Here is a 25,161-nt window from a genome sequence, read left to right as displayed (position 1 = left end):
CCCCGCACCATTGCGGGGCCCTGCCACCTTCTGCCGCCTAGCGGGGCAGCCGAACACCTCGGGCTTCCAGGATTGGAAGCACCTTCTGGCCGAAGTATTCAAGCTCGGTCACGTAGTCGACGAACGCCAACGTCATGCCGTCGAAACCGGCCTCGTACAAGGCGGTGATCTGGTCCGCGACATCCTCCGGGGTACCGACCAATGGCAGGGAGCCGTGGCCGGAGGCAAAGCGGTCGCGCATGGTCGCGAGCATTTCCGGGGTGAAAGACTGGGCATGCAGGCCCTGTAGCCCCATCAGGTAGTCCACCGCGCCCCAGTCCGCGTTGTCCCGGGCATAGTATTCCAGGTATTCATGGGCTTCTTCACGGGTATCGCGGCAGACCACGTGGCCCAGGGTGAAGACGCCGACCTCCCGGCCGAATTCGGTGCGGGCCTGTTCCTTCACGGTCGAGGCGATCGTGGCTCCTGTGGCTACGTCCGGCACGATGGTGAACACGAAGTCCGAGTTCTTCGCCGCGTAGGCCCGTCCTTGGCCGGAAGAGCCAGCGTTCAGGATCGGCACCTTGTTGCCCAGCGGCTTCGGTTCGGATTCGGCTCCGCGCAGCTTGAAATGCTTGGTCTCCATGTTGAAGATTCCCGGTTCCTGCCAGGCCGCCAGGACGACGTCCGCCCATTCCTGGGCGAAGCTGTATCGGTCGTCGTGTTCGTGCGGCATGAGGGTCCCCATGGCCTCGTATTCCGGCTGGTTCCAGCCGGCGACGATGTTCAATCCCGCGCGTCCGCCACCGCCGAGCTGGTCGAGGGTCGCCATCTGCTTGGCGGTGACCATCGGGTGGTTGAAGGCGGTGTGGATGGTGGAGAAGACGTTGATCCGCTCCGTGCTGCTGATCAGCGCAGCGGCCCAGACGATCGGGTCCAGGACACTGCCGTGGAAATTGGTGTCGCCCTTGTATCCGATCCAGCGGGCGATGGGAAGCAGGAAATCGAAACCCAATTGGTCCGCGACCTTGGCCATCGCCAGATTCTCTTCCCAGGTGGCTCCCCAGCGCTCGTCGATCTTGGTCACGGCCAGACCTCCGGAGCAGTTCGCGGAGAACAGTCCGAGCTTGAAATCCTTGCGGTCGAGAATCTGTCGAGTCATGATTTTGTCCTGTCCGTAATTGTGCTTACTGGTCATCGTTCTTCGATCCGGTGGACCTGGCCCAAGAGGATGTAGTGATCCCCCGCCTCGTGGAGCTGGACTACGCGGCAGTCCATCCTGGTTCCCGGAATCTCCAGCACCGGGGTGCCGAGCAGGCTTGAGGCTGTTTCCACTCCCTGGAATTTGTCAGCTCCGCGGGTGGCGAACTTCCGAATCCAGTGTTCCTGACCGTCGGCCAGGATATGGACGGAGAATGCCTCGGCCGCCTTCCATGCGTCGATTGCCGAGGAGCCCTTGTCCACGCACCAGGAGACCAGCGGCGGATTCAGCGAGACGGAGGTGAACGAGTTGGATACCAGTCCGATCCGCTGACCGCCCGGCTCGCGGGCGGTCACGATCGTGGTACCGGTGATCCAGACCCGCATTGCCTCGCGGAGATCCTGGCCGGAAACCCGGGTGCTGGATTTCTTCGGGGCTGTCGACGTTGTCATGATGGCTACCTCGCAGAATCGATGTCCCAACGCTTATGCGTTGTTGGATCAATGGTGGCAAGTGACGCCCGTCACCAGCTATCCGATCGGCGCTATCCGCTATCCGCTTTGCGATGAACTACGGACCGCGGAGCTACATCAGCGCCAGCACTCGCGTCGGCGCACCGGTGCCGCCCACGATGGGCAGCGGCGCGACAACGATCATCGCGCCGAACATGGGCAGCTTGGACAGGTTTTTCAGCGACGTGATGCCGTATTTGTCATTGCCCAGCAAGAAATTGTGCATTGGGAACGGCGGGTCGAGCAGGGCCGCGTTGCCCGCATCGATACCCACGGTTTCCACGCCGACCCCGGAGATGTCGAGCTCCTCGGCGATGTACCGGGCGCATTCGGCGGTGAACCCCGGTGTATGCGATCCATTGTCGTCCAAGTTCAGGAAGGCGGCACGGTCCTCGCCGTACTGGTCCCAGCCGGTGCGGAAGAGCAGCCAAGCATTGGCCGGAAATTCTCCGTGCGCCTCCTGCCAAGACTTCAGATCCTCGACGCTAATCAGGTAGTCGGGGTCGGCTGCTGCTTCCGCACTGAAGTCGAGCACCACCGCGGGTCCAACGAGACGCTGCGGATCAATCTGGGATACGTCCTTGCCCTCCCGACCCGAGATCCAGTGCACCGGGGCATCGATGTGGGTTCCGATGTGCTCACCGGTGTGGATGTTGTGGTGCTTCCAGAACGGGCCGGGCTCATTGTAGGCCGACACCTCTTCGAGGCTGAAGTCGATCAGGTTCGAGAAGGGATCCGGCAGAACCAGCGTTGGGGTGTCCTTGGACAGCGGAGCGGTGAGGTCCTGGACCGTCACCGATCCGGCAGCCAGCGACGTCAGCACGTGGGTTAGTTGAGTCATTACGCCTCCAAAGAAGAGATGAGGAAACTACTTATTGAAAATTAGTGACGACCGTCACAATGATTGCATGAGCCAAATCTATCAGCGGGGACTCACGCAGGGAAGTGTCCGGGCCTGAATGACGGACTATTTCCGGCGCCGTTTCGCGGCGCGGAGCAACTGTTGCGCGGCCAGATGCCCGGAGCCTCCGCCCAGGCCTGGCCCGGGGTGGCTGGCCGCGCCGATGTGCCAAACGCCCTTGGCTGGCTGCCGGCCCCGGCCGACACCGGGCACAGGCCTCCACAGCAGGTTCTGAAACAGCTCGGCCGATCCCCCGTAGGGATCCCCGGCCACGGCATTGGGGTTGGCTTCGGCGAGCGCCGCCGGGCTGATCGCTGTGCGGGCCAGCACGAGGTTCCGGAATCCCGGTGCGAACTCTTCGATGCGATCCAGCACTCGATCCACGTATTTCTCAACCAGTTCGTTGTCCCAGCCGTTGGCAGTTTGCAACTCACCGGCGGCATCCCCGCGTGGGACAAATGGGAGTTCCTGCAGTTGGATCCACAGCGTCGCTTTGCCCTCCGGCGCGCGGCTTGGATCCAGCACGCATTGCTGGCCCACCACGACTGTTGGCTCCGCGGGAAGCAGCCCCGCTTCCGCCTGGGCACAGGCAATGGCGGTGGAATCCGACCCGGTGCTCAGATGGACCAGCGGCGTGGAGGCTAGTCGCTGGTCGGCCCATGGAACCGGCGCATCCAGCGCTAGGTGGACCTGCATCGCGGCTCGTCCGGGCAGATAGGATTTCGTCTCGTGGGGAAAGGATTTCGAAGTGTCCTCGCCTTCGAGCAACTCGTCATAGAGCCCAGGCACCGAGACGGAGGCGAGCACCGCAATCTCCGCGGTGAATTCGCCCTGGTCGGTGAGCACCGTGCGGGTGCCGGCGTTCAGCGCGCCGATGCGCTCGGCCCTTGTTCCGGTGCGGATATCGACTCCGCGTTCAATGAGCAATGCTTCGAACGCTTTGAGGAAGTTCCCGGCTCCGCCTTCAACCACAGGAAGGCCGAACTGGTGCATGCTGGCTGCCATCACTGGAAGCATGATGCCACCGCTGGCTTGTTCGGGCCCCAGCCCGGCGTGCAGCAGCCAGGGAGCCCACAGCTGGTCGGCTTCCGTTCCCGTGAAACGGCTCCGGGTGTAGTTGCGCCCGCTCATCAGCGCCTGCCTCACCAAGTTCTGCGCATTGCCCACCCCCATGCGCAGCGCCTTGAATCCGAGCTTGGCCAGGACCGGCCAGTTCATCTCGCCGCCCAGAGCCCCGAAGACCACCGGGGCCTGGGCCCCGAACTCGTCCATCATCTGCAAGTAGGCCGACCGGTCCGCAGGGTTCCCGAACAGCTCCGCGGTGGCCTTGGGATCCCGGGTTGCCATGGCTGTGAGCCGCCGCCCGCTCGCATCGGTGCCGACGCTGGCGGTAACCCAGTCGATGCCGGCATCTTCGGTATTGCGATAGCGCAGCCCGTGCCGATGCAGGTCTTCGCCCAAGGCCGCATAGCCAGGTCCCGAGACGAACAACGGATGCCAAGAGGAATACGTGTCGTGGACGAATCCAGGCAGGGTCAGTTCCGCGGAATCGATGAATCCGCCGATCCTCCCGTGCTGCTCGAGCAGCGTGACGGAGGCTCCCCCGCCGGCCAGTTCGGCGGCTGCCACCAGCGAATTGATTCCCGAGCCGATGATGACGTAGTCGCTGCGCATCTTCTCTCCTCTGTTGCAGTCCTGCTTGCGTAATGCGCCGGAGCCGCTGCGGACGGCTCCGGCGCAGTGCTACTTGAAATCCGGGTGAAGCTCGGTGCTGTGGTACGCCCCGGCATGGAAGACCAACGGGTCTCCTTCGGCCCGTGAGTACTTTTCCACCTCACCCACGTAAATTACGTGATCCCCGGCCTCGTGGCGAGCCACTGTCCGGCATTCGAACGTGGCCACCGATCCGTCGAGCAGTGGAAGCCCGGCGACGCCTTCGGAAATGCCCACCCCGGCGAATTTGTCATCCGCGGGGGTGGCGAATTGCCGCGAGAGCACGTGTTGCGAGGATTCAAGCACATTGATGGCAAAGTGCGTTGCCGCCTCGAAGTCCGGCAGCGACGGGGCGAACTTGCTCGGGCACCACAGCACCAGCGGCGGATCCATCGACACCGAGGTGAAGGAGTTGGCGGTCATGCCGACCTTCGAACCCTGCGGGGTGCGGGTGGTCACCACGGTCACGCCGGTGGCGAACTGGCCCAGGGTGGTGCGGAAGTCGCGCAGGTCGAAGGCGGCGCCTTCCTCGGCGACGATCCGCTCGACGAAGGCCGCAGCTTCCTGGCGGTCGAACCACCAGGGAAACAGCGTCCTGGGGTCGTCGAAGCCGTTGGCGAACGAGTCCGCGAGCGCCTGGTGCTCGCTGGCCTTGGCCAGCACCTCCAGCTGCCATCCGTCCTTGCTGCGCAGCATCGAGTTGGTCCATACCGTCGAGAACTGGCCCCAGCCGCGCCAGTATTCGTCGAAGGTCCGCGTCATCCATGCTTCGTCGAAGGGCGCATCACCGTGGATATGGATCGCCCGGGCGTAGTGGTCGGCCGCGAGGGTCGCGTTGTTGGAGCCCTGCCCGGTCACCGGGTCGTTGAGCATGATGGCATCACCCAGGCCCAGCACGGCGCGGCCTCCGGGCAGTCCGCCCACCGCATGACGCACCACCGGGGTGATCCGCCCGCGCAGGCAGGCACCGGGATCGTTGAGCTCGCTGTCCTTGAACAACTCGTATTCGGCCGGGAAATGCTCGCGCAGGATGGACAGGGAGGTCTCCCAATGCCCTGCGGCGTCCGAGACGGTGTCCCAGCAGTCCATCGGCCCGCCGGGGATGCCTTCGAAGACCATCATCTGGCAGGCGCCTTCGGTGCTCAGCCCCGGGAAGGTGAAGAATTCGCCGACGCCCGGGAGCATGTTCATCCGGATTTCGTTGGTGTTTTCCGGCCCGCTGTTCTGGGCCGGCTTCACGTAGGTCACCGCGACAGCACGCTGGGGACGGTCATAGGGACTACGCGACTTGTCGGTGGAGAAGATTTGCCCGAGTTCACCCTTGCCGGTGCAGACGACCACCAGGTCGTAGAGCGCGGCCAGTTCATCCAGGCGCTTGACGTTGAGCTTCTCGATGCGGAAGTCGCCTCCGCGGGTGATGAACTGCTCAATCCAGAGCGCGCACTTCACGCGCTGGTCCACGGACATCGCCGGGTTTTCCAGCGATCCATGCCAGGAGATGGCTTCGCCTTCTTCGGGCTTGATGTTGAAGGTCATCCCGGTGATGCCTATCGACGTGCTGTCCGCGCCGGGGATCTCCAGCGGCAGCTGGACCCGCAACGCGGAGGAAAAGACGCACTGGCTGGAGGTGATCGTTCCGCTGCGGATTTCGGCCGCGGAGCGGTCGGAGAACAGGGTGACTTCGTGTTCCAGCCGCTGCAGTTCCAGGGCCAGCTGGGCGCCGGATTCGCCGGCTCCGACGATTGCAATTTTTCGCATGATGCTGCTCCTTGGCTGATCTAGGCCACGGTATTGAACGAGGCCTGGTATTCTGCGGCGCCTTGGGCGTCCAGGAACCACGAGCCGAAGTCCGGCGGGTAGTCGAAGCCATTGGCAAAACGCCGGGCGATGGAGGGGTTCTGCTGCGCTGCGGCGAACAGGCCCAGTGCATGCTCGGCCGGCGGGGCCAGCATGGTGTTGGTCCAGCGGGCCACGTGCTGCGCGTACTTCCAGTACTCTTCGAACATCGAGGTCTTGAACGAGTCGTCGTATGCGGCGTCCCCGTGGCCGATGATCGAGGCCAGGTAGCTGGCGGCGCACTTGGAGGCGTTGTTCGAGCCCTGGCCGGTGATCGGGTCGTTGAGCACCACCACGTCGGCCATGCCGACCACGGTCTTGCCCGAGGGCAGGGTTGCCAGCGGGTGGCGGACAGTCGGCGGGAAGCGTCCCTGCAGCACGCCGTTGGCATCGGTGAGTTCAACGTTGGCGCAGCGCTCGTATTCCCACGGCAGATAGGTGCGCAGGATGCGCAGGGAGTTCTCCAGGTGCTCGGCCGGAGTCAGCCCCTTCCAGGAATCCATGTCGGATCCGGGCAATCCTTCGAAGACCATGATCTCGCAGGGCCCGGTGGTGGTCAGCGCCGGGAAGACGAAGTATTCGCCGACACCCGGTATGACGTTGAAGTTCACCGCAGAGAATTCATCGCGCGGAGCCATCCTGTTCACGTAGGTCAAGGCCAAGGCACGTTGCGGGGCGGCGTAGTGGCTGCGCTGATCGTCGCGGGTGAACAGCTGGGCGATTTCGCCCTTGCCTGCTGCGACCAGGACCATGTCGCTGGTTTCCGCGTAGCGTTCCAGCTCCGCGATTCCGGCGTCCTGGAAGACCAGGGTGCCGCCGCGCTTTTCGAATTCGGCCATGAATGCCGGGAATTTGACCCGCTGGTCGATGGACTGCGCCGCAGCGTCAAGGCGGTGGTCCCAGCTGATGGCTTTCACGCCCGGTGCCTCGGTAGGCGCGATGGTGAAGGAGATCCCCTCCACGACCGGGGCATCCGGCCAGAGGTCCAGGCCCAGGGCGCGTTCGTGTCCCAGCGCTTGGTCGAACATGCACTGGCTGGAGGCGATGGAGCCATCGCGGATTTGCTCGGGCGTGCGGTTGGAAATCAGGGTGACCTGGTAGCCGGCATCCAGCAGGCCAATGCCCAGCTGCAAGCCGGACTGCCCGGCGCCGACGATCGTGATGTGTCGTGAATCCATGATCAGGAGATCCTTCGTGGTTTGTGGTGGATGAAGCGTCGTGAGGCTGGGGCGCTACTTGGCGGCCAGCAGCGGGATGGCAGGTTCGTTGCGTTCCGGGCCCAGCGCGGAGTAGCCCCCGTCGGCGGCCCAGTCGGCGCCGGTCACGAAGGATGCCTTGTCCGAGAGCAGGAAGGAGACGACCTCGCCGACTTCCTCGGGGCGGCCGACCCGCCCCAGGATGTGGAATGGGGCCGCCACGGAGTCGGTCTTTTCCAGGTTGCCGCCGCTGAGCGTGTCCATGATCTTGGACCAGGTCCAGCCCGGGCTGACCGAGTTCACCCGGATGCCGTCGGCGGCGAGGTCGGCCGCCATGGAGCGGGTAATCTGCACCAGCGCCGCCTTGCTGGCCGGATACAGCCAGCGTCCGGTCTGCGCGACGGAGCTGGAGATCGAGGTGAAATTGACGATGGCTCCATGCCCGGAGGCTGCCAGCAGCGGCCGCGCCGAGTTGGCCAGCATGACGGCGGAGACCACGTTGATGTTCAACGCCGCCAGCCAGTCGGCGCGCGGCGATTCGGCTCCTTCGTCGAGGTAGCTGCAGGCCAGGTTGACCAGTCCGTCGAGCTTTCCGAAGCGCCGGGACACGGAGTCCATCAGCCCAGTGATGGCCGCGTCGTCGGTGATGTCCAGTGAGTGGAATTCGACCTGTGGAATCTGCTCTGCCAGTCGGACTCCACCCTCGCTATCGATGTCTAGGACGATGACCTGCGCTCCGGCGCGTGCCAGGCACTGGACAATTCCCACACCTACCTTGGTAGCGCCACCGGTCACCAGAACGACGCGATCCTGCAGTTCTTCCATTGCACCCCTCAACTTTCCCACGCTATGACGCATGTCATAATTGGTGTTCTGGATAGAACCTACTTCGCCTCAGGGGTGCGTACTATCCGCTGCACGCAGCAGATATCCAAAGTACGCATGGACACCCGAAGGAGCGCACGTCATGCTCAGCCAGCCTCTTGCGAGCCCAGCTTCAACCCGCGTTCTGGACCAGTTGCCGACCCTTGCCACGGCGGATCTGCACGAGGCCCGCGAGAAAATTGGCACGCTGTTCTGTCCTCACAAGCTGCAGAAGGGCGCCGCCCAGGGCACGCTGAAGATGAACCTGCGCTCCACCGGTTCCGGCATCGGGCTGCACATGCTGGATTACGGCGCGTCCGTGAAGATCAGCCCCGAGGCACTGAAGACCTTCTACATGGTGCAGATTCCTTTATCCGGGCGCGCAGAACTCCAGATCGGACGCCAGCAAGTGGTGTCCACACCGCAAATCGCCTCGGTGCCGCCGATCGATGCCGAGTTCTCCATGCATTGGGAGAAAAACACCCCGCAGATAATTTTGACCGCACCGCGCGCGGCGCTGGAATCCGCGGCGCAGAGCCTCTACGGAGCGCAGATTGACGGCTCGTTGAGGCTGACCCCATCCATGGATCTATCCAGCTCCGAGGGGCAGGCATTTATGCGTTCAGTCTTTGAACTGCATGACATGCTCAATGAGAAAACCGACCGCCTCAGTGATTACGCGCGAAGGCTGCAGCACGAGCTGGTCCTGGCCCGCTGGCTCATGGCAAATCGCTCGAATCTCGCGCAGAGCATGGAGCAATGGAACGTCCCGACCATCAATGGTTACTCTTCGCGTTTGATTCAGGAATTCCTCACCCTGCTGCGGGCCCACTCCGCGGAAGACCTCACGGTTTTGGATATGGCGGAGGCGCTAGGTGTAGCGGCGAGGACACTTCAGGTAGCCGTCGCGCGGGAGCTGAACTCGACCCCATCGGCCCAGTTGCGCAAGGCGCGACTGGAACGGGCACGCGACAAGCTGCTCTCCGCCGACCCTCAGTCGGCGAATGTTTCGCAGATTGCGCAGGACTGCGGATTCGCCCATTTGGGGCGTTTCGCACAGAGCTACAAGCACCAATTCGGGGTATCCCCTTCGGCTACCCTGCGCGGAAAAGGCAACTAGCGCCGCCGCTAACCACCAAGAATTGCACGGCGGACGTTGTCCGGCCAGGGCGCCGAAGACTGCGCACCCAGCAGTACGCACGCGGTAACGAATTTTCCAGAAGCGGCCTCCACGATTGCCCGACCCTCATGCTCATGGCCAAATACCTTGAACGAGAAACTCAGGGATTTCTCCCCCAGTCGATCGATACGCAGCACCGTAGTCACTCGCTGCCCGAAAAAGAGTTTGGCCTTGTAGTCGACTTCCTGACGCACGCGAGGCGCGATGGGAAAGTAGTCAGGAAGCTCAAGTTCACGGAACAGTTTTGATTCCGCGGCTTCAACGAATCTCATGATGACCGAGTTGTGCTGATGGCCTGCCGCATCGGTGTCCACCCACTCGATGATGCGCTCGCTAGCAGTGCCTGCCACCGCTCCCGCGAGGCAGCCTTCGACAACATCCTCTATTCGCTGCGCCTGTCCCGTATCGCTCATTTCGCACTCCCCTGGTCCCGAAAACTTAATCTCTCGAACTATTGTAACGCCCGTCACATTAACGCCATAATATGTGAATCAGGCAACCCCGCACTGCATGGCAATGAGGAGCAACATGACGACAGTCAAGAACGTCGAGGAATGGAACATTCCCAAACGAACCACGGGACTGGTGCTGTTCGCCTGCTGGTTGGCCATCCTGGCCGAAGGATACGACGTGGGCGTGCTCGGTGCGGTGCTGCCGGCACTCGCCGAATACAAGGAATGGTCACTGACTCCCCTGGAACTCGGCGGTCTGGGCGCCTACGCGCTGGTCGGCATGCTCATCGGCGCGCTGTTCATCGGCACGCTCAGCGACGTGATCGGCCGAAAGAAAATGCTGCTCGCCTCGATGGTCATTTTCACCATCACCCAAGCCGGTGCAGCGCTCGCCCCGACCCCCGAGCTTTTCGGGCTCTTCCGCCTGCTGGGCGGCCTCGGCATGGGCGGTATTATTCCCGTCGCAGCAGCGCTGACCATCGAATACTCGGCCCCCAAAAAGCGGTCGCTGAACTACGGCATCATGTACTCGGGCTATTCCCTGGGCATCGTTGCCGCCGCGCTGGTCGCCATGGCTCTGCTGCCGGTGCTCGGCTGGCGTTGGGTCATTGCCGTCGGTTCCCTGCCGGTGCTCATCCTGCCGGTGATCGCTTGGTTACTGCCCGAGTCCCTGGAATATCTCGTGGCCAAGGGCCGTATTGCCGAGGCAAAGAGCTTGGCTGCGAAGCTGAACGTGCGCAACTACGAGCCCAAGGCTCCGGCAATCCCGGGCAAGAAGGTGCCGTGGCGTGAAGTTCTGGGTGCGATGTTCTCCGGCAAGTACCTGCGCTCCACCGTGTTCTTCTGGATTTCGCTGTTCTGCGGCATGGTCTTGGTCTACGGCCTGAATACCTGGCTTCCACAGATCATGCGCAAAGCCGGTTACGATCTGGGATCCTCGCTGACCTTCCTGCTGGTCTTCTCGCTGGCCTCCGCAGCCGGCGGCCTAATCCTAGGCTACCTTGCCGACAAATACGGCCAAAAGGTCATCCTGGTGGTGTTCTACCTGCTCGGCGCCGGCGGCATCCTGATGCTGATGTTCCCGAACTCCATGTTCGTGAACCTGTGCCTCGTGGCCTTCGCCGGCATCGGGTCGATCTCCACCTCGCTGGTGCTGACCGGCTACATCGCCGACTACTACCCGGCGGCGCAACGTGGCACCGCAACCGGCTGGGCACTGTCCTTCGCCCGCATCGGCGCGATCTCCGGGCCGATCATCGGTGGCTGGATCGCCGCCACCGGCGTCAGCTTCGAATTCAACTTCATCTTCTTCGCCATCGTGGGCGTGATCGCGGCCGTGGCCGTCGCCCTGATCCCGCCGCGCATCGTCGAGGAAAAAACTCGCGTGGCCCGTTCAGGCGAGGAGCTCGTCACCGACTAACCTCAGCGCACTGGCCCCGCGATGGTGCCCCGCCGACTTTGACCGGTGGGGCACCATGGCGTTTGTCTCCATACAGAAACGAGAAAGGCCCCGTTCCACCACAGGGTGGAACGGGGCCCGTCAGACGTCAGCCAGCGAGATTACTCGGCGGCTACGGCCTCGGCTTCGTCCTCGACGACCGGTGCCAGCGACAGCTTGCCGCGGTCATCGATCTTGGTGATCTCGACCTGGATCTTCTGGCCCACGCCGACAACGTCTTCGACGTCCTCGACACGCTTGCCGTCGTTGATCTTGCGCAGCTCGGAGATGTGCAGCAGGCCGTCCTTGCCCGGCGTCAGCGAAACGAACGCACCGAAGGTGGTCAGCTTCACGACGGTGCCCAGGTAACGCTCGCCGACCTCAGGAACCTGAGGGTTGGCGATGGCGTTGATGGCCGAACGGGCAGCCTCGGCGGATTCGCCGTTGGTTGCGCCGATCAGCACGGTGCCGTCATCCTCGATCGAGATGTCTGCTCCGGTGTCTTCCTGGATCTGGTTGATCATCTTGCCCTTAGGGCCGATGACCTCGCCGATCTTGTCAACCGGGATCTTCACCGAGATGATGCGCGGAGCGTTGACGTTCAGCTCGTCCGGAGCGTCGATGGCCTGGTTCAGCACGTTCAGGATGTGCAGTCGTGCTTCGCGGGCCTGGGTCAGCGCAGCTGCCAGCACCGAGGCAGGGATGCCGTCCAGCTTGGTGTCCAGCTGGATGGCGGTCACGAACTCGGAGGTACCTGCGACCTTGAAGTCCATGTCGCCCATGGCATCTTCGGCGCCCAAGATGTCGGTCAGGGCGGCGTAGCGGGTTTCTCCGTCAACGGTGTCCGAAACCAAGCCCATGGCGATGCCTGCCACGGCGGCCTTCAGCGGCACGCCGGCGTTCAGCAGCGACAGGGTCGAGGCGCAGACCGAGCCCATGGAGGTCGAGCCGTTGGAGCCCAGTGCCTCGGAGACCTGGCGGATGGCGTACGGGAATTCCTCGCGGCTAGGCAGCACTGGAACCAGTGCGCGCTCGGCCAGTGCGCCGTGGCCGATTTCGCGGCGCTTCGGCGAACCCACGCGGCCGGTCTCACCGGTCGAGTATGGCGGGAAGTTGTAGTTGTGCATGTAGCGCTTGGACTTCACTGGGGACAGCGAGTCGATCTGCTGCTCCATCTTCAGCATGTTCAAGGTGGTGACGCCCATGATCTGGGTTTCGCCGCGCTCGAAGATGGCCGAACCGTGCACGCGAGGCAGGACCTCGACCTCGGCGGACAGCTGGCGGATGTCTGCCAGGCCGCGGCCGTCGATGCGGACCTGCTCGGTCAGGATGCGCTGGCGCACGATGTGCTTGGTCAGCGAGCCGAAGGCCTTGGAGATCTCGCCTGCGCGCTCCTCGAAAGCCTTGCCTTCGCCGGCCAGCTCGGCAAGGATCTCGTCCTTGTAGTCGCTGGCGGCGTTGTCGCGGTCCTGCTTGTCGGCGATGGTGTAGATCTCTGCCAGGCGGGTCGAAGCGGCGGCCTCGACTGCTGCGTAGGCATCCTCTTCATAGTCGCGGAAGACAGGGAACTCGACGGTTTCCTTGGCGGCGCGGGAAGCCAGATCGGCCTGCGCCTCGCACAGCACCTTGATGAACGGCTTGGCGGCCTCAAGGCCCTGCGCGACAACCTCTTCGGTCGGTGCCTGGGCGCCGCGTTCCTTGATCAGTTCCCAAGCGTTGTCGGTAGCTTCGGCTTCCACCATCATGATGGCAACGTCGTCCCCGGCGATGCGGCCGGCGACAACCATGTTGAAGACCGAGTTCTTCAGGTCGGAGTGGCGAGGGAAGGCAACCCACTGGGCGCCGTTTCCGTCGTCGACCAGGGCAACGCGAACGCCGCCGATCGGGCCGGAGAATGGCAGGCCCGACAGCTGGGTCGACATCGAGGAGGCGTTGATGGCCACCACGTCGTACAGCTCGTCCGGATCGATGGCCAGGACGGTGACAACTACCTGGACCTCGTTGCGCAGGCCCTTGACGAATGCCGGGCGCAGCGGGCGGTCCATCAGACGGCAGGCCAGGATGGCCTCGGTCGACGGACGGCCTTCGCGGCGGAAGAAGCTGCCCGGGATGCGGCCGGCAGCGTACATGCGCTCCTCGACGTCCACGGTCAGCGGGAAGAAGTCGAAGCCTTCGCGCGGGTGCTTGCCGGCAGTGGTTGCCGACAGCAGCGCGGTTTCTTCGTCGATGTAGACCAAGGCTGAGCCGGCGGCCTGCTTGGCAAGGCGGCCGGTCTCGAAGCGGATGGTGCGGGAGCCGAAGCGGCCGTTGTCGATAACGGCCTCGGCGAACTGGATTTCTGGACCCTCCATTAAGGGGGTGCTCCTTTCGATCGCTCCCATGCGACGGTGAGCGAACCGTGTGGCCCTACCCAGATCTGGTCTTCGATCGAGACCCGCGCGTGACCCTGAAGGGCCCTGCGAAGATCACTACCGAGGACCGCGAAGCTGGCGGTCGGGACCAACGGTCGGTCAGTCCTGGGAGTTGTTTTCATTCGGGGCGCGGCGCACGATGCACCGACCCATGTCTAAGCCTACCGGGAAACCGCCAAAGCTGCAGTGGGCCAGGTATCACGTGGCGCGCCCCGAGTGGGACGGCTTGTCCGAAAACCGGCTGCAGTGGAACGAAGCAAGTCCGGGGTCCTGATTTTCATGGCGCTGTCCAGCTCCACGAGGGCCAGGCAACTCGTCACGGAGAACGAGCATGCTTCGCCCACGTCGTACCCGAACCACTGGTGCGTACCAACGCCGCAGCCGATGGGCACCGACCGACGATTTTCACGGCTTTTTGATCCTGCCGGGCAGGCCGGCGCGGAACCCGGGGTGCGGCGGAGCGCTCAGCCGCGTTGCGCCCAGCTCATGCAGTACTCCAGATTGGCCAGAACGCTGGCTGCGGCCGTCTCCTCGTCGCGTGCCTCGATGGCCCCGAGCAGCTCCTCATGCCCGGCCGCCAGGCATCCGTCGAAGCCGTCGAGCAGCCGCTGGTGCATCTTGGTTCCGTGGAAGATGTCGTTGAAACTCGTGTAGACCTCGTGCAGCAGCCGGTTCCCGGAAACTTCGGCGACCACCAGGTGGAACTTCCAGTCCGCGTCGATCCACGCCTGGATGTCCCCGTCATGCCAGGCGCGGCGTCGCTTGTCGAGCAGTTCGCGCAGTTTGGCCATCTCACCGGCATCCGCACGGAGCGCCGCGAGCCGTGCGGCCTGGGTGTCCAATGCGAAGCGCAGCTGGAGCACGTCGGTGTCCTTGTGCTCCCGGTACACCTGTTGGGCGGCGCCGTCGAATTCATTCGCCGCCCGGACGTAGGTGCCGTCGCCGCGCAGGACTTCCAGCATGCCCGCATGGCTCAGGGCCTTGATGGCCTCGCGCAGGGTGCCACGGGACACCTGCAGCTGCTCCATGAGCTCGAATTCCGAGGGGATGCGTTCGTCGCGCTTCCATTGGCCGGACACGATGCGTTCGCGCAGCCAGTCGGTGACTTCATGCGACAGCGGGCCGCGGCGCGAAAAGTGCTGCGTGGAAGACATCCCGACTACTTTCCTGCGCCCGCGTCGACTTGCTGAAGCCGGCCGGCACGGCGCGTGCGCGTCCCCGCACTGAGCCATAGGGCCAGGAGCACCTGCAGCACCGCCGCTGCCACGAGGAGCCACAGCGGCACGCTCCAGCTGCCCAGCTGCGAGGAGAGCAGCCCCAGCGAGAACGGCCCGATGGCGGCCACAATGTAGCCCACCGATTGGGCAAGGCTCGACATGGCCGAGGACTCCTCGACACTCTCGCCGCTGCGGCTGATGGAGAGCATCACCAGCGGGAACATGGTGAAGCCAATTCCGAGGAACACGGTCGGGAGCAGGGCCAGCTGAACCGGCAGCAGCTCAAGGGACACGAAACCCGCCAACGCGGCGCAGCTGGCAATCATGAAGGCAGCCCGGAGCAGTCCCCGGGCGGCCAGGGCCATGACCAGCACCGTGGCGGGAATGGTGACCAGCTGAAGCCCGCCGAGCAGCATGCCGGCGGCCGTGGGATCCATGCCCCGGTCAACCAGGATCGAGGGCAGCCAGCCCACGATGCTGTACACCAGCAGGGCCTGCAGCGTGAAGAGCCCGGTGATCAGCAGGCCGCGGCGGGTCGCCAACAGCGGCCAGGGCGACACCTGGTCCGCAGCGCCAACCGCCGGCTTTTCACGGCGCGCGCCGATCGCCAGCGGAGCCACCACGACCAGGGTCGCCAGCGTGGGAATGGCCCAGACGCCCAACGCCGCCAACGGCGAATCCAGCTGCAGGGCGATGGGAACGCTGATTCCCGATGCCAAGGCAGCTCCCGCGGACATGGTGATGGAATACAGGCTGGTGATGCCCGCCGTGCGCTGCGGGAAATACTTGCGGACAAACGACGGCATGGCCACATTGCACACAGCCAGCCCCGACATCGCCACGATAGTTCCCAGCAACAGCATGGACGTGGTGGGCGCCAAGCGGATCGACAGCCCCGCGGTAAGCAGCACCAGCGCCAGCATCATTGACCGTTCCAGCCCTAACCACCGCATCAGCCGGGTTGTCGCCAACCCGGCAAAGGCGAAACACAGAACGGGAATCGTCGGCAGGAGCGCCGCCACCACGGGACCGTAGCCCAGCAGTTCCTGCAAGGCAGGAAACAGCGCCGCAGCGCTGGCCACGGCGACGCGGAGATTCAAACCCAGGAGAACGACAGCTGCCAGGGCCAGCGCCATGGTGACCCTGCGGTATCCGCGGTGAGCGGCCGGCGGGGCCGGATCCGCTGCTGCGGGAGATGGAGCTGGGAGGGAATCTACCTGTTCGGTCATTTTTCAAACGTTAGACGTCTGACGTTTTGCCGGTCAAGCTGACGCCAGCTGCGGCGCCGCGCAGAGCCCCTCGCGGCTCGACTGGCAGCCTCACCCGCTGGCGGGCATCCGGGCCCCGCCGACGTGCCATGGATACCAGCACCGCCGCTCCAATCCGAGAAGGGACCCAGCCGCGGAGGGCCGGACGGAGTATCTGCTCAGCCGCTGCGCGGCTATGGGTCAATGGCCTGCAGCCAGTTCCAGCGCCGCATCGCCAAGGTCCACAGCTTTGAGCCCCGGCCAACCGTGCAGCATGCCCAGCCACTCCCCCGGAATCGCGCGGGCGCCGCAGGCGGCCCCGACCAGCGATCCGGCGATGGCCGCCACGGTGTCGGTATCCACCCCGCCGCGCACCGCGGCTTCCAGCGCTTCGACCAGCACCCGCCGGTCCAGCGGAGCCTGCCCGGTGCCGTGGCCGGTGGCGGCGCTGATGGCGCTCCACGCACCCTGGAAGGCTTCAACCACCCACCCGTTGTTGCTGAAGTCCTTCGGCGCTCCGGCTTCGGCGGCGCTGATGCGCTGTTCCCAGAGTCCTGCGCGGGCCGGTTCCAGCAGGTGCAGCCCGCAGCGCAGGTCCAGCTGCCCGGTGAGCACCGCATGGCGGATGGCCGCAGTCCACAGCCCGCAGGCTTCTGCAGCCTCCGGGTCGAAGTGCGTCAGGGCGCTGAGCTTTGCGGCGGCCGCGAAGGCTTCCTCGACCGGACGGTGCAGGTACGCCAGAGCGACCGGTGCGGTGCGCATCAGGCTCCCGTTGCCGCCCGAGCGGCCCGTTCGCTGGTGCGCGTCCTCCGCAGCCTGGATGGCATCCGCGGCCACCGGCAGCTCCCGCCCGCCGCGCCGCGCGAGGGATTCCGCCGCCCGCAACACCGCGCTGGTCTGCACACCGACATCCGGTGCGCCCTTGGCCCAGTCGACCCACCCCCGCACCATCTGCGTGCAGGCTTCCTCCGACGCCGTCCCGCCGGAGGCCGCCAGCGCCTGCGCCATGACAATCGCCATGGAGGTGTCATCGGTCCATTCGCCGGGTGCGAAGTCCCCCAGGCCGCCGCCGATCATGCCGACCGGTTCGCCGGCTTCCATGGCCGGTTTGAATTCGTAGCCGGCGCCCAGCGCGTCGCCCGCGGCCAGCCCCAGCAGCACCCCGCGTACGCGGTTGTCGCGGTCGGTTTCATTCTTCATGCATTCCCCTTGTCGTCAGGCGTTCCCCGGCCCGTGGGCCTGTTGCCAATCTATCGAACGGCTGCGACAGTTCGGTCCCGCTGCTCAGGTCCCCACGGCGTACCGGCGCTCTGGCCGGCCGACCCCGCCGTACTTCAGGCTGACCTGCGCGATCCCCTCTTCTGCGAGGTATTCGAGATACCGGCGAGCGCTCACCCGCGAGGTGCCGAGCTTTTCCGCGGTTTCGCTGGCCGAAATCGCGCCCGCGGATTCCCGCAGGATCCGCTCGACAAGTCCCATGGTTTCAACGCTGCAGCCCTTGGGCAGTGGCTTGCGGCTCTGCCCGCCCAGCCCGAAGAGCCGGTTGACGTCCTCTTGGTCCAGCGGCTGGTCGGGCGCGCGCAGCGAACGGTAGGTCTTCCGGTAGTGCTCCAGGCGGTCGTGCAGGTCCTCGCGGGAGAACGGCTTCATCAGGTAGTGGACTATTCCACCGCGCAGGGCCCGGCGCACGGTCTCCATTTCGCGGGCGGCGCTGATCACGATCACGTCCAGCTCCGGCTTGACCTCGCGCAGGTGCTGGAGCAGGTCCAGGCCGTTCATGTCCGGCAGGTGGATGTCCAGCAGCACCAGGTCCGGCTGCAGCGTTTTCACCGCGCGCAGCGCTTCGACAGCGGTGTAGGCGACGCCCACCACCTCATAGCCGGGTTCGCTGTTCACGAATCCTGAATGGACCTTGGCGACCATGAAATCGTCATCGACCACCAGTACCTTGATCACGCGGTGTTCCTACTTTCTGAGTGTGGCGGTGAAACGGGCGCCGTCGTCGTTGACGGCCTGCACGTCACCGGAGCGCCTGCGACAGACCAGCCGGGCCAGCGCCAGCCCGAACCCCCGGCCTCCGGCGCTGGAACTGTCCTTGGTGGAGTACCCCTGGGTGAAGATCTCGGTGAGTTCAGCGGCGCTGATTCCCACCCCATTGTCCCTGACGACGACGGTGACCTGCCCGCCGGTCTCCGCTACCGAAACATGGATGGCCGGATCCCGGGTTGCGGCGACCGCGTCCATGGCGTTGTCCAGCAGGTTCCCGATGACGGTGGCCAGGTCCCGGGCCAGCTCGTCGTCGCAGCGTTCAAGCCGCGACGCCTCGCCCAGCTGAACCTTGATCCCCTTTTCGGTGGCCACGCTGGTCTTGGCGATCAGCAGCGCGGCGATCGTCGGGTCCGCGATGCGGGCGGCGATGTCCTCGAAGAGGCGGCTGCGGCTGAAGCTCACCCCGTCGATGAAGTTCACGACCTCCGCGTACTCCTGCAGCTGCACCAGCCCGGAAATGGTGTGCAGCTGGTTGGCGAATTCGTGGGTCTGCGCGCGCAGCATGTCGGTGGCGGCCTTGGTGTCCCCGAGCTCCTGTTCCAGCAGCGTGAGGTCGGTCCGGTCGCGCAGGGTGGTCACCGACCCCAGGTCCTGTCCGGAGGAGGAGACCAGCATGCGGTTAAACACGATGACTTTCTCTCCCACCAGCATCTGCCGGTCCGGGATCGGCTGTTCGGTCATCAGCGCCTGGCTCACCGCCCGCGGCACGTCCAGTTCCTCCAGCGTCCGGCCCACGCACCGTGCCGGCAGTTCGAGCAGGTGTCGCGCCTCGTCGTTGACCAGGGTGATCCGCCGGTCCGAGCCGATGGACACCACGCCCTCGCGCACCCCGTGCAGCAGCGCTTCGCGGTATTCGACGAGCCCGGCGATCTCCGCCGGTTCCATGCCCAGGGTCTGTTTCTTCACCCGGCGCGAGAGCAGCACCGACCCGACGCCGCCCAGCAGCACCGAGACCAGCAGCACCGCCGCGGTGGTCGGGGCGACCTCGCTGAAGATCTCCTCGGTGCTCGGATAGTTCTGCCCGACGCTCACGAATCCCACCATTTCGCTGTCCAGGTCGTAGACCGGGACCTGGGCGACGAGCACCCGGTTCCCGCCGCGCTTCAGGTCACCGGTCCAGGCCCGCCCGGCGAGCACGGTGCTTTCCGGCGGGATGGCCTTCGTGCCGATCTCGTCGGGTCGGCTGGAGGTGAGGACGACCCCGTCGCTGCCGGAGATGCTGACGAAACGCAGCCCGGAGACGCTGCGCACGGTTTCGGCCATGGCAGGCAGCGCGGCACCCTGCCGCGGCTCGGCGTCCGGGAGCAGCGTGCGCAGCAGCGGGTTGGCCGCCAGCGATTCGGCCGCGGACAGGCTGCGCCGGCCTTCGGACTCCTCGAAGCTGGCGATGGCCTGCCCGACGGTCAAGGCAACCACCCCGACCAACACCACGCAGATCAGCAACAGCTGCAGGATCAGGTATTGGCCGGCCAGGGTGAACTTGAATCTGGGCCCTGCTGCAACAGGGGCACCGGCAGCTGGCATCAGCACTCCTTCGGGCTGCGAATCCCTCCCCGCGCCGGCGGCACGGCCGGGGCAGGATCGGGTAGATTTTTTGTGACTTCACTACCCCATCATGTTCGAGACCTGAATCACAGGCTGACGCCCGGTTACACAATGAACATTATCTACTTTGTGTACGCAAGAGTGAGCCGCGTCACCGCCGCGCATAGCGTGGAGGAATTCCACTCACCCACCGATTCGATGAGGAATCACCATGCGAACATTCAAGACCCTGCGCCTGGCCGCCGTCGCCGCCGGCCTAGCCCTGGCCGCCACCGGCTGCGGAGTGACCAGCTCCGGCACCGACTCCAGCGAAGCACCGGCCGCGTCCGGCCCGGTCGAGGGCCTGCGGATCCTGGTGCCCAACACCCCCGGCGGCGGCTATGACACCACCGCCCGCGTGGCCGCCAAGGTCATGGAGGAAACCGACATCGCAGCCAACCCCGAGGTCTTCAACCTCGCCGGGGCCGGCGGCACCGTGGGCCTGGCCCGCATCGTCAACGAGTCCGGCAACGGCGATCTGGCCATGCTCATGGGCCTGGGCGTGGTCGGCGCCAGCTACACCAACGACACCGACGCGAAGCTGACCGATACCACCCCGATCGCCAAGCTCATCGAGGAGCCCGGCGCGATCATGGTCTCCAAGGACTCCGAGTTCAAGACCATCGACGACCTGGTCGAGGCCTGGAAGAAGGACCCGGGAAGCATCAGCGTCGGCGGCGGGTCCTCCCCCGGCGGCCCGGACCACCTGCTGCCGATGCAGCTGGCCCAGACCGTGGGCATCGATCCGACCAAGGTGAACTTCGTGTCCTACGACGGCGGCGGCGACCTGCTGCCGGCGATCCTGGGCAACAAGGTGGACGTGGCCGCCTCGGGCGCGGGCGAGTACATGCAGCAGATCGAGAAGGGCGAGATCCGAGTGCTGGCCACCAGCGGCGAGGAACGCCTGGAGAACGTCGATGCCCCGACCTTCATCGAGTCCGGCATCGATTTGAACTTCACCAACTGGCGCGGCGTGGTCGCTCCGCCGGAGATCTCCGAAGCCGACAAGGAAAAGTGGATCACCGCACTGACCACCATGCACGAGTCCGACGCCTGGAAGCAGGCGCTGGAGACCAACGGCTGGACCGACGCATTCATCACCGGCGATGAGTTCTCCACCTTCCTCACCGAGCAGGACCAGCGTGTTGCCGACGTGCTGAAGGCCCTGGGGCTGGCGTGAGCCAGGTAGCCACGCCGGCGAAGAAACGCGTCGAACTGCTGTTCGCCGCGTTTCTTTTCCTGATCGGCGTCCTGGTGCTCGTTGACGCGTCGCAGATCCATGTGACGTACTCCCAGGCCGACCCGGTGGGACCCAAAACGGTCCCCTACCTGGTCGCCGGGCTGCTGATGGCCTCGGCCGTCGCCCTGGGCGTGACGGTGCTGCGCGGCCATCTGGCCGAAGGCGACGAAGGCGAGGACATCGACCTGAGCCAGCCGACGGACTGGAAGACGCTGCTGCCGCTGGTCGGCGTGTTCGTGCTGAACATCGTGCTGATCAACTGGGCCGGTTGGGTCATCTCCGGCACGCTGCTGTTCTTCGGATCGGTGATCGCCCTGGGCGGCCGCCGCTACGTGCTGACCTTCATCATCTCCCTGCTGCTGGCCGCGGGCTCCTTCTACGGCTTCTACCTGGGCCTGGGCATCAAGCTGCCGGCCGGAATCCTTCAGGGGGTGCTGTAGATGGATACCCTGAATCTGCTGATGGAGGGCTTCGCCTCCGCGCTGACCCCGATCAACCTGCTGTTCGCCTTCCTGGGTGTGCTGCTGGGCACTGCCGTGGGTGTGCTGCCGGGCATCGGCCCGGCCATGGCCATCGCGCTGCTGCTGCCGGCCACCTACGGCATGCAGACCGACGCGGCGCTGATCATGTTCGCCGGCATCTACTACGGCGGCATGTACGGCGGGTCGACCACCTCGATCCTGTTGAACACCCCCGGGGAATCCGCCACGGTGATCACCGCGATCGAAGGGCACAAGATGGCCAAGGCCGGGCGCGCCGCGCAGGCACTGGCCACCGCCGCCATCGGCTCCTTCATCGCCGGCACCATCGGCACCGCGCTGCTGGTCGCCTTCGCACCAATCGTGGCGGACTTCGCGGTCAGCATGGGCGCCCCGAGCTACATGGCGATCATGCTGCTGGCGCTGATCACCGTCACCGCGGTGCTCGGCTCCTCGAAGATCCGCGGGTTCGCCGCTCTGGGCCTGGGCTTGGCCATCGGCCTGGTCGGCATGGACCCGGTCTCCGGCCAGAACCGGCTGGTCTTCGGCTTCGCGCCGCTGGCCGACGGGCTGGACATCGTGGTGGTGGCCGTGGCGATCTTCGCGATCGGCGAGGCGCTGTGGATCGCCGCGCACCTGCGCCGCACCCCGGTGAAAACCATCCCGGTCGGCACCCCGTGGATGGGCAAGGAGGACTGGAAGCGTTCCTGGAAACCGTGGCTGCGCGGCACCGCGTACGGCTTCCCGTTCGGCGCGCTGCCGGCCGGCGGCGCCGAGGTCCCCACCTTCCTGTCCTATGTCACCGAGAAGAAGCTGAGCAAGCACCCGGAGGAATTCGGGCACGGCGCCATCGAGGGCGTCGCCGGCCCGGAAGCGGCGAACAACGCCTCGGCCGCCGGCACGCTGACCCCGATGCTCACCTTGGGCCTGCCGACCAACGCCACCGCCGCGGTCATGCTCGCCTTCCTGGTGCAGAAGGGCATCCAGCCCGGCCCGTTCCTGTTCGACAACGAGCCGGATTTGCTGTGGACCATGATCGCCAGCCTGTTCATCGGCAACGCCCTGCTGCTGCTGATCAACCTGCCGCTGGCGCCCATGTGGGCCAAGCTGCTGAAGATCCCGCGCCCGTACCTGTATTCCGGGATCCTGTTCTTCGCCACGCTCGGCGCCTTCGCCGTCAACCTACAGGCCACCGACCTGGTGCTGCTGCTGGTCATCGGCGCGCTGGGCTTCGCGATGCGGCGTTTCGGGCTGCCGGTGCTGCCGCTGATCCTGGGTGTGATCATCGGTCCGCGCGCCGAGAAGCAGCTGCGCCAGACCCTGCAGCTGTCCAGCGGCGAGGTCTCCGGGCTGTTCAGCGAACCGCTGGCCGTGGCGATCTACGTGATCATCGCGCTGGTGCTGCTCTTCCCGCTGATCCTCAAGCTGGTGCGCCGGCTGCGCGGCGGCTCGGCGTCAGCGCTGGCCGCATCCGCCGCCGGACCGGTGGACGGACCCGGCGCCCAGGCCTCCGTCGAGGAGCCGGGGGCCGAGGCCCAGGCCGGCCCCGACCGCGCGGTGCACACCGTGCCGCTCTCGGAGCCGCAGGACGAGGACCGAGGGAAGGACCGCTCATGAGCATCGTGGTGGGATACCTCCCCAATGCGGAGGGCGAGGCGGCCCTGGACCGGGCCGTCGATGAAGCCCTCCGGCGCGGCACCCGGCTGGTGGTGGTCAACACCTCCAAGGGAGACGCCCCCGTCGACGACCGGTTGATCGACGCCCGGCAGCACCACGCGCTGGAGCGGCGGCTGGCCGAGGCCGGCGTGGATTTCTGGATCGAGCGCTCCGCACGGGGCGGCGACGCCGCGGACGAGATCCTTGCGGCGGCCGCGGCCCAGGAAGCGGAGCTGATTGTCATCGGGCTGCGCAAGCGGACCGCGGTGGGCAAGTTCCTCATGGGAAGCACCGCCCAGCGGGTCATCCTGCAGGCCGGCTGCCCGGTCTTGTCCCTCAAGGCACCCGGCCGGCCGTAAGTGCAGCCTGGCGAGGGCCGCGGATCCCCTGGCGGGGCCGCGGCCCTCATCGGGTTGCGGGGAACATCCGGCCGGCTATTCCTGGAGCAGGTAGCGCGACAGTTCGGCCAGCCGTTGCGGGAGGTGCGCTTCCATCCCCGCCGCGCGCATCCGGAATTCCAGCAGCCGTTCGATGAGGTACCAGAACTGCAGGGCGGGCAGGCGGGACTGGTCGTTGACCGGTCCACCCTGGTTCGGATCCCAGTAGCCGAACATCTCCAGCAGCTCGGACTTGTCCATGAACAGCTCGGGGTGCCGCGAGTACTTCTGCATCCGGTCCGGGATGAAGCCGCCGGCGCGGATCATCCACCCGGCGAACGTCGAATCGCTCTCGATGTCCCGGCCCTTCGGACCTTCTCCCTTGGGCAAGGCCAGCCGTTGGGCCACATGGCAGGCCAGCGCCGCCGGATCGTCCATGAGCTTGCGGCCGCGCTGGGTCGCGGCGAGCACCCCCTTGGCCTTGCGCAGCAGTCCCATCTGCTGGGCCGCTTCGCGCAGCCGGATCACCGCAGGCATGTTGTTCTCGCGCTGGGTGGCCCCGCGTTCGTAGTCGATGCCCGCCAGCTGCGCGCGGCCCAGCAGCTCGCCGACGACCTTCGGCGGCAGCCAGCCGGCGGCGGTGAGCTTCACCGGCTCGCTGCACAGCTCGATCAGCACCGCGAAGGGGCGGAGCAGCTCCACGAACCACGGCGGCACGGCGCCGCCTGCCGGGTCCAGGCCCAAGCCTATCTGCGCGGCAGGCACGGACAGCGCCCTGCGCAGCTCCGGTTCCATCGTTTCGAACCAGCGGCCCAAGCCGTTGCCGCCGGTGAATTGCGCGGCAAGCATGTCCAGGCGCAGGTTGGCCACCTCCCTGCGGAACTCGGCGGGCTCCAACGGATTCCAGCGTCCCCCGCGCCAGTGCATCCAGTCCACGATGTGCTGGGCATCGAGGAAATCCGGGGCCGGGGCACCGCGGAAGATCGAGAGCTTCTCCTGCCAGCCGTGGATCCCGCCGCTGTCCTCCAGCGGGGCGCGCAGCTGCCCGTCCATGACGCGGTAGGGAGCCTCGTCCCGGGCCTTGGCCCGCTGCGACTCGACGGTGATCTTGTGCATCCAGCAATCGCCGAAGTCGTATTCGAAGTACAGTTCGCCGTCCGCTGCGTTCAGCGCCTGGCCCAGCGTCGTGGTCTCCTGCGGTTCGCCGATCCCGATCTCCCACCGGCTGCGCTCTTCGTACCAGGTGATGGGGTCCGCGGCGCCCCGGAGCTCATACGGTGGGGCGCTGTGGAAGGCCTGCAGGTGCGCGTGCTCCCATCCCATCGCGCATTGCAGCGCCAGCCCTGCCTCGTCGAGCATGATGCCGTCATCGATTTCCAGGGTGCGCCAGATGGCCGGTTCGGAGCCTTCCAGCACGATGCGCAGTGTGAGCATTCGACGCAGTGGTATCACGGGTTGCATGGCCACGAGTTTATCGGGGCCCGCAGCCACCGCACGGATCCCGCTCCGGGGCGGGTCCCGAAACCGGTTCCAGGCCGAGCATGGAATCCCCGAGGCCTCCGGGAGGCCCGGATCACCACCCATACTCATGGCTGATTATCAGGACCTGCACAGCAACGCAGGGGTTTT

General features: G+C 65.6%; 21 protein-coding genes. 6 read left to right on the top strand and 15 right to left on the bottom strand.

What is annotated here, in order from left to right:
• Nucleotides 1–37: 37 nt before the first annotated feature.
• From JQN66_RS05415 to JQN66_RS05385, 7 genes are all read right to left on the bottom strand, one after another.
• Nucleotides 38–1,141 carry an LLM class flavin-dependent oxidoreductase gene (locus tag JQN66_RS05415; RefSeq protein WP_239464151.1) on the bottom strand — a complete coding sequence of 368 codons (1,104 nt, stop codon included), beginning with the start codon at nucleotides 1,139–1,141 and terminating at the stop codon, nucleotides 38–40.
• Nucleotides 1,142–1,173: 32 nt separating this feature from the next.
• On the bottom strand, nucleotides 1,174–1,632 hold the full coding sequence (locus JQN66_RS05410; RefSeq protein WP_204676952.1) for a flavin reductase family protein: 459 nt from the start codon (nucleotides 1,630–1,632) through the stop codon (nucleotides 1,174–1,176).
• A 133-nt stretch (nucleotides 1,633–1,765) separates the two neighbouring features.
• Nucleotides 1,766–2,533, bottom strand: a complete 768-nt coding sequence (locus JQN66_RS05405; protein WP_113606627.1) for a cyclase family protein — start codon at nucleotides 2,531–2,533, stop codon at nucleotides 1,766–1,768.
• A 126-nt stretch (nucleotides 2,534–2,659) separates the two neighbouring features.
• Nucleotides 2,660–4,267, bottom strand: coding sequence for a phytoene desaturase family protein (locus JQN66_RS05400; RefSeq protein ID WP_204676951.1), 1,608 nt, complete (start codon nucleotides 4,265–4,267; stop codon nucleotides 2,660–2,662).
• A gap of 69 nt (nucleotides 4,268–4,336) precedes the next feature.
• Nucleotides 4,337–6,064 carry a flavin reductase gene (locus tag JQN66_RS05395; RefSeq protein ID WP_204676950.1) on the bottom strand — a complete coding sequence of 576 codons (1,728 nt, stop codon included), beginning with the start codon at nucleotides 6,062–6,064 and terminating at the stop codon, nucleotides 4,337–4,339.
• 20 nt (nucleotides 6,065–6,084) lie between these two features.
• Complete coding sequence (locus tag JQN66_RS05390; RefSeq protein ID WP_204676949.1) at nucleotides 6,085–7,320, bottom strand: styrene monooxygenase/indole monooxygenase family protein; 1,236 nt, start codon at nucleotides 7,318–7,320, stop codon at nucleotides 6,085–6,087.
• 54 nt (nucleotides 7,321–7,374) lie between these two features.
• Nucleotides 7,375–8,163, bottom strand: a complete 789-nt coding sequence (locus tag JQN66_RS05385; protein ID WP_204676948.1) for an SDR family oxidoreductase — start codon at nucleotides 8,161–8,163, stop codon at nucleotides 7,375–7,377.
• Between the two features lie 142 nt (nucleotides 8,164–8,305).
• Between JQN66_RS05385 and JQN66_RS05380 the strand changes: the two genes are divergently transcribed.
• Nucleotides 8,306–9,322: an AraC family transcriptional regulator gene (locus tag JQN66_RS05380; protein WP_204676947.1), complete on the top strand. Its 1,017-nt coding sequence runs from the start codon at nucleotides 8,306–8,308 to the stop codon at nucleotides 9,320–9,322.
• A gap of 8 nt (nucleotides 9,323–9,330) precedes the next feature.
• Here the strand turns inward: JQN66_RS05380 and JQN66_RS05375 are convergent, their stop codons facing one another.
• Nucleotides 9,331–9,795, bottom strand: coding sequence for an acyl-CoA thioesterase (locus tag JQN66_RS05375; protein ID WP_204676946.1), 465 nt, complete (start codon nucleotides 9,793–9,795; stop codon nucleotides 9,331–9,333).
• 115 nt (nucleotides 9,796–9,910) lie between these two features.
• On the opposite strand from JQN66_RS05375, the gene JQN66_RS05370 reads away from it, so the two are divergent.
• Nucleotides 9,911–11,254: an MFS transporter gene (locus JQN66_RS05370; protein ID WP_204676945.1), complete on the top strand. Its 1,344-nt coding sequence runs from the start codon at nucleotides 9,911–9,913 to the stop codon at nucleotides 11,252–11,254.
• A 140-nt stretch (nucleotides 11,255–11,394) separates the two neighbouring features.
• Here the strand turns inward: JQN66_RS05370 and JQN66_RS05365 are convergent, their stop codons facing one another.
• The 6 genes from JQN66_RS05365 to JQN66_RS05340 form a co-directional block, all read right to left on the bottom strand.
• On the bottom strand, nucleotides 11,395–13,623 hold the full coding sequence (locus JQN66_RS05365; protein ID WP_204676944.1) for a polyribonucleotide nucleotidyltransferase: 2,229 nt from the start codon (nucleotides 13,621–13,623) through the stop codon (nucleotides 11,395–11,397).
• Between the two features lie 524 nt (nucleotides 13,624–14,147).
• Nucleotides 14,148–14,837, bottom strand: a complete 690-nt coding sequence (locus JQN66_RS05360) for a FadR/GntR family transcriptional regulator (protein ID WP_204676943.1) — start codon at nucleotides 14,835–14,837, stop codon at nucleotides 14,148–14,150.
• A gap of 5 nt (nucleotides 14,838–14,842) precedes the next feature.
• Nucleotides 14,843–16,129: an MFS transporter gene (locus JQN66_RS05355; protein ID WP_239464150.1), complete on the bottom strand. Its 1,287-nt coding sequence runs from the start codon at nucleotides 16,127–16,129 to the stop codon at nucleotides 14,843–14,845.
• A 219-nt stretch (nucleotides 16,130–16,348) separates the two neighbouring features.
• Nucleotides 16,349–17,347, bottom strand: coding sequence for an ADP-ribosylglycohydrolase family protein (locus JQN66_RS05350; RefSeq protein WP_204676942.1), 999 nt, complete (start codon nucleotides 17,345–17,347; stop codon nucleotides 16,349–16,351).
• Nucleotides 17,348–17,431: 84 nt separating this feature from the next.
• Nucleotides 17,432–18,103: a response regulator gene (locus JQN66_RS05345; RefSeq protein ID WP_204676941.1), complete on the bottom strand. Its 672-nt coding sequence runs from the start codon at nucleotides 18,101–18,103 to the stop codon at nucleotides 17,432–17,434.
• A 9-nt stretch (nucleotides 18,104–18,112) separates the two neighbouring features.
• Nucleotides 18,113–19,720 carry a sensor histidine kinase gene (locus JQN66_RS05340; RefSeq protein WP_204676940.1) on the bottom strand — a complete coding sequence of 536 codons (1,608 nt, stop codon included), beginning with the start codon at nucleotides 19,718–19,720 and terminating at the stop codon, nucleotides 18,113–18,115.
• A 232-nt stretch (nucleotides 19,721–19,952) separates the two neighbouring features.
• Here JQN66_RS05340 and JQN66_RS05335 point away from each other — a divergent pair, with 232 nt between their 5' ends.
• Genes JQN66_RS05335 through JQN66_RS05320 form a run of 4 tightly spaced genes read left to right on the top strand, consistent with a single transcriptional unit; the run spans nucleotide 19,953 to nucleotide 23,514 of the window.
• On the top strand, nucleotides 19,953–20,960 hold the full coding sequence (locus JQN66_RS05335; RefSeq protein ID WP_204676939.1) for a Bug family tripartite tricarboxylate transporter substrate binding protein: 1,008 nt from the start codon (nucleotides 19,953–19,955) through the stop codon (nucleotides 20,958–20,960).
• Entirely contained in the window at nucleotides 20,957–21,460 is a 504-nt protein-coding gene (locus JQN66_RS05330; protein WP_204676938.1) for a tripartite tricarboxylate transporter TctB family protein, read from the top strand. The genes JQN66_RS05335 and JQN66_RS05330 overlap by 4 nt, the downstream gene beginning before the upstream one ends.
• Nucleotides 21,461–23,116 carry a tripartite tricarboxylate transporter permease gene (locus tag JQN66_RS05325; RefSeq protein ID WP_204676937.1) on the top strand — a complete coding sequence of 552 codons (1,656 nt, stop codon included), beginning with the start codon at nucleotides 21,461–21,463 and terminating at the stop codon, nucleotides 23,114–23,116.
• A complete protein-coding gene (locus tag JQN66_RS05320) occupies nucleotides 23,113–23,514 on the top strand; it encodes a universal stress protein (protein WP_204676936.1) in 402 nt (133 codons plus the stop codon). The genes JQN66_RS05325 and JQN66_RS05320 overlap by 4 nt, the downstream gene beginning before the upstream one ends.
• Nucleotides 23,515–23,589: 75 nt before the next feature.
• Here JQN66_RS05320 and JQN66_RS05315 read toward each other — a convergent pair whose 3' ends face one another.
• Entirely contained in the window at nucleotides 23,590–24,966 is a 1,377-nt protein-coding gene (locus tag JQN66_RS05315) for a plasmid pRiA4b ORF-3 family protein (RefSeq protein WP_204676935.1), read from the bottom strand.
• Nucleotides 24,967–25,161: the final 195 nt, after the last annotated feature.

It is taken from the genome of Glutamicibacter protophormiae, from assembly GCF_016894325.1.
Lineage (GTDB): Bacteria > Actinomycetota > Actinomycetes > Actinomycetales > Micrococcaceae > Glutamicibacter > Glutamicibacter protophormiae.
This window is presented reverse-complemented; position numbering and strand designations above follow the sequence as displayed.

Excerpts from the sequence above, each read along its gene's own strand:
- JQN66_RS05415 (WP_239464151.1), bottom strand. The coding sequence starts at position 1,141 with ATGACTCGACAGATTCTCGACCGCAAGGATTTCAAGCTCGGACTGTTC.
- JQN66_RS05410 (WP_204676952.1), bottom strand. The coding sequence starts at position 1,632 with ATGACAACGTCGACAGCCCCGAAGAAATCCAGCACCCGGGTTTCCGGC.
- JQN66_RS05405 (WP_113606627.1), bottom strand. The coding sequence starts at position 2,533 with ATGACTCAACTAACCCACGTGCTGACGTCGCTGGCTGCCGGATCGGTG.
- JQN66_RS05400 (WP_204676951.1), bottom strand. The coding sequence starts at position 4,267 with ATGCGCAGCGACTACGTCATCATCGGCTCGGGAATCAATTCGCTGGTG.
- JQN66_RS05395 (WP_204676950.1), bottom strand. The coding sequence starts at position 6,064 with ATGCGAAAAATTGCAATCGTCGGAGCCGGCGAATCCGGCGCCCAGCTG.
- JQN66_RS05390 (WP_204676949.1), bottom strand. The coding sequence starts at position 7,320 with ATGGATTCACGACACATCACGATCGTCGGCGCCGGGCAGTCCGGCTTG.
- JQN66_RS05385 (WP_204676948.1), bottom strand. The coding sequence starts at position 8,163 with ATGGAAGAACTGCAGGATCGCGTCGTTCTGGTGACCGGTGGCGCTACC.
- JQN66_RS05380 (WP_204676947.1), top strand. The coding sequence starts at position 8,306 with ATGCTCAGCCAGCCTCTTGCGAGCCCAGCTTCAACCCGCGTTCTGGAC.
- JQN66_RS05375 (WP_204676946.1), bottom strand. The coding sequence starts at position 9,795 with ATGAGCGATACGGGACAGGCGCAGCGAATAGAGGATGTTGTCGAAGGC.
- JQN66_RS05370 (WP_204676945.1), top strand. The coding sequence starts at position 9,911 with ATGACGACAGTCAAGAACGTCGAGGAATGGAACATTCCCAAACGAACC.
- JQN66_RS05365 (WP_204676944.1), bottom strand. The coding sequence starts at position 13,623 with ATGGAGGGTCCAGAAATCCAGTTCGCCGAGGCCGTTATCGACAACGGC.
- JQN66_RS05360 (WP_204676943.1), bottom strand. The coding sequence starts at position 14,837 with ATGTCTTCCACGCAGCACTTTTCGCGCCGCGGCCCGCTGTCGCATGAA.
- JQN66_RS05355 (WP_239464150.1), bottom strand. The coding sequence starts at position 16,129 with ATGACCGAACAGGTAGATTCCCTCCCAGCTCCATCTCCCGCAGCAGCG.
- JQN66_RS05350 (WP_204676942.1), bottom strand. The coding sequence starts at position 17,347 with ATGAAGAATGAAACCGACCGCGACAACCGCGTACGCGGGGTGCTGCTG.
- JQN66_RS05340 (WP_204676940.1), bottom strand. The coding sequence starts at position 19,720 with ATGCCAGCTGCCGGTGCCCCTGTTGCAGCAGGGCCCAGATTCAAGTTC.
- JQN66_RS05335 (WP_204676939.1), top strand. The coding sequence starts at position 19,953 with ATGCGAACATTCAAGACCCTGCGCCTGGCCGCCGTCGCCGCCGGCCTA.
- JQN66_RS05325 (WP_204676937.1), top strand. The coding sequence starts at position 21,461 with ATGGATACCCTGAATCTGCTGATGGAGGGCTTCGCCTCCGCGCTGACC.
- JQN66_RS05320 (WP_204676936.1), top strand. The coding sequence starts at position 23,113 with ATGAGCATCGTGGTGGGATACCTCCCCAATGCGGAGGGCGAGGCGGCC.
- JQN66_RS05315 (WP_204676935.1), bottom strand. The coding sequence starts at position 24,966 with ATGCTCACACTGCGCATCGTGCTGGAAGGCTCCGAACCGGCCATCTGG.